Annotated in this window: 5 protein-coding genes and 1 pseudogene; all 6 read left to right on the forward strand. The window is 29.7% G+C overall.

Going from position 1 to position 3,291, the window contains the following annotated elements:
- Nucleotides 1–261: 261 nt before the first annotated feature.
- Entirely contained in the window at nucleotides 262–489 is a 228-nt protein-coding gene (locus CQA53_RS12210; RefSeq protein ID WP_147290039.1) for a hypothetical protein, read from the forward strand.
- Between the two features lie 103 nt (nucleotides 490–592).
- The gene (locus tag CQA53_RS10525) at nucleotides 593–1,099 is read left to right on the forward strand and encodes a hypothetical protein (protein WP_115543916.1); all 507 of its coding nucleotides are present in this window, start codon (nucleotides 593–595) and stop codon (nucleotides 1,097–1,099) included.
- Nucleotides 1,100–1,176: 77 nt separating this feature from the next.
- Nucleotides 1,177–1,740, forward strand: coding sequence for a hypothetical protein (locus tag CQA53_RS10530; protein ID WP_147290040.1), 564 nt, complete (start codon nucleotides 1,177–1,179; stop codon nucleotides 1,738–1,740).
- Between the two features lie 90 nt (nucleotides 1,741–1,830).
- On the forward strand, nucleotides 1,831–2,331 hold the full coding sequence (locus tag CQA53_RS10540) for a hypothetical protein (protein WP_115543919.1): 501 nt from the start codon (nucleotides 1,831–1,833) through the stop codon (nucleotides 2,329–2,331).
- Nucleotides 2,332–2,413: 82 nt separating this feature from the next.
- The gene (locus CQA53_RS10545) at nucleotides 2,414–2,926 is read left to right on the forward strand and encodes a hypothetical protein (RefSeq protein WP_115543920.1); all 513 of its coding nucleotides are present in this window, start codon (nucleotides 2,414–2,416) and stop codon (nucleotides 2,924–2,926) included.
- Nucleotides 2,908–3,291: pseudogene (locus CQA53_RS10550) on the forward strand (lipase family protein); the annotation flags it as partial. The gene CQA53_RS10545 and the pseudogene CQA53_RS10550, both read left to right, overlap by 19 nt.

Below are 3,291 nucleotides of genomic sequence, written 5' to 3' on the forward strand. Positions count from 1 at the left end.
AAAGCATAATATTAAAGATGATGAGATAGATTATGGAGCAAGATGATTATCCTATTAATATAGAATCTCATCTTTTAGAATCTAAAGAGGTGGTGTAGAATGGATATATATGATTTATTTTCTTGGGTGTTTTTGTTTGTTATCCTTTCTCTTGTCATTTGGCTTATATACCCACTTATCCGCACAAAATCAAAATTTATACAATCTTGCTTCAATAGTTTTGCAATAATAGTAATATTGATATTTTTTGTAGGATTCTTTTTGCAAATAATAGATGAAATTGCTAGACCATCATTTGGTGTATTATTTACAATCTGGGCTTGTATGGTTTGGATAACATATCCATATTTAAGTAAATTTCATAAAAATATGCAATTAAACCCCATATCATTACCTCAAAAAATATTTCACTATTTTTTTATCAGTTTAACTTCACTTTTTATTATGGTATTACTTGGTATAATTATCACAAATATTTGGAGACCTTAAGAATGACAAATAGAGAATTGATACAGAAATTTAAGGATTACGCCGATTGTGCTGATGCGAGCTATGCAATGCTTCATTATGTATATGAGAATAAGAAATGATAATGCTAAAACTTAAGCAAATATTTACAATTAAGAGAATCTTAATCTTTCTAATATCTTTATTTTTTATCTTATTCTTTGTAGGTGGTTGTTCATTTAAGCTTATGGATTGGCAGTGGTATAAGTTTAAAAAATTACTAGAAAATGAAAGTGGGTTATATATTTTTGAGCAGGAATTACATAAAGAGGCAATGCAAAGAGATATGCTTTCTAATGAGTATGGTTTGATACGAGAAAATGATGAACATAATTTTAGTAATATTGATAGTAGAATACAAGAATATAGAGCTTTTGGCAAATACTTTATTGATAAAAATGGTGATAAGCATATTATATCTTATGCTAGAGGCTTTATATATACAGATTATGGCTTATGGTTAAGTGGTGATGAAGGGGCAGGATTCTATTGGGACATTGAAAGGGAACTTGGTGGATTTTTGACAAAAAATAACTCATATATAAATACATTTTATTTAAAGGATAATGAATGGGTAAAAATAGAGAACTAATACAGAAATTTAGAAGATTATGCAAATTGTGCTGATGCAAGCTATGCAATGCTAGATTTTGTGTATGAAAGTAAGCAATGATGATACTAAAACTTAAACAAATATTTACGATAAAAAGAATCTTAATATCCCTAATATCTTTATTTTTTATCTTATTCTTTGTAGGTGGGTGTAGTTTTAGACTTATGGATTGGCAATGGTATAAGTTTAAAGAATTACTAGAAAATGAAAGTGGTGTGTATGTTTATGATGAAAAATTATATAAAGAGGTTGAAATATTGAGAAAAAAAAATGGTGGGATATACTATTTTAATTTAATATTACCAAATGGAGATATATTGTATAAAGGTATTTTGTCAAATGGATATGAAGTAGAATCTAATCCTAGTGCAACAAAAGAAGATAAAATTATTAAAAGATATAGTAGAATTGGTGAATATAATTTTATAAGATACCAGTATCATGATTCAAGCCACAAACGACATATCATAGCTAAGGTAAAAGGTTTTAAATATGTTTATTATGGTTTATGGTTAGGTGGAGATGAGGGAGGAGGATTTCATTGGAAAACAAAAAAAGTAGGAGATTATTATTTAGATAATAATATATTTTATATAAAGGATGCAACCAATGACCAATAAAGAAATGATACAGAAGTTTAGAGATTATGCTGATTGTGCTGATGCAAGTTATGCAATGCTAGATTTTGTGTTTGAGAATAAGAAATGATAATGCTAAAACTTAAGCAAATATTTACAATTAAGAGAATCTTAATCTTTCTAATTTCTTTGTGTGTGATTTTATTCTTTGTGGGTGGGTGTTCATTTAGACTTATGGATTGGCAGTGGTATAAGTTTAAATATTTGGGAGCAAAAAATGGTGGAGGATATGTTGTAGAGCCAGAGCTATATGAGGACATCAATAAAAATGGGATTCACGCTAAGTTGTCTAATGGCTATTATCTCAGTAGAGAACCAGAAAAAGTTGAAATTAAACAAATAAATAGTAGAATTAAAGAGGAAGTGGTGCATACTCTCGTTTATACAGATTCTAATGGTGTTAATCATACTATTTTTTATTTGAGAGGTTTTATATATACAGAATATGGCTTATGGCTACATGGTGATGAGGGGGGAGGATTCCATTGGGACATTGAAAGAGAACTTTATCTTGGGGATGTAAGCAGGAGATTTTATTTAAAGGATAACAAATGGGTAGAAGTAGAGAATTGATTAAAAGATTCAAAGACTATGCTGATTGTGCCGATGCAAGTTATGCAATGCTTCACTATGTTTATGAAAATAAGAAATAATAATGCTAAAACTTAAGCAAATATTTACATTAAAGAGAATCTTAATATCAATAATATCCTTATTCTTTATCTTATTTTTTGTGGGTGGGTGTAGTTTTAAATATATGGATTGGCAATATTATGTGGCAAGGGATATGTGTAAAAATGAGAGCGGATACTATATCCATGATGAAAGGCTATATAAGGAGACAGAAAAAACAAATTATAATGCTCATCTGTCAAATGGCTACAGATTACAATTAAGAAGCGGTTATGGATTATATGAAAACGAAAAAATAATATCTACAAAATATAGCAGGATTATTCAATATATAAATTATGAATATTTCTATATAGACGATGATGGTAAGAAAAATCTCATTTATCAAGGGATAGATATTGGATACCATAACTATGGCTTATGGCTAAGTGGCGATGAGGGAGCAGGGTTTAGATTGAATGAACACAAAATATTAACTTGTGGCTTTAATACGCATTTTATACTTAAGGACAATAAATGGCAACAAATAAAATAATGATTAATAAATTTAAAAATATGGCAGATTGTGCTGATGCAGTGTATGCAAAGTTAGATTTTGTGTTTGAGGATATAGATGCTTTTTTTGATTCGGATAAGTGGAACGAAGCAGATGGCATAAGACTTGGGAATCAAACAAAAGAAAACGATAGATACTTAAATGGACGGGAAATATTGCCAAACTCCAACACCGCCTATGCTAGAGCTATCGAAGCTCGTTTCAATCAAGATAAAGTGATAGGTAAAGAGGGTGATTGGTGTGTCCCTTTCACAAAAGCTTGTTTATCAAGTAAAGATAAAACACTAGCCAACGACCCTAAGAATGTCTCCCCTACCGATACTCTCTCCCTTCGCACTCAAAAC

The sequence above is a fragment of the Helicobacter didelphidarum genome, from assembly GCF_003364195.1.
In the GTDB taxonomy this organism is placed as follows: Bacteria; Campylobacterota; Campylobacteria; order Campylobacterales; family Helicobacteraceae; genus Helicobacter_A; species Helicobacter_A didelphidarum.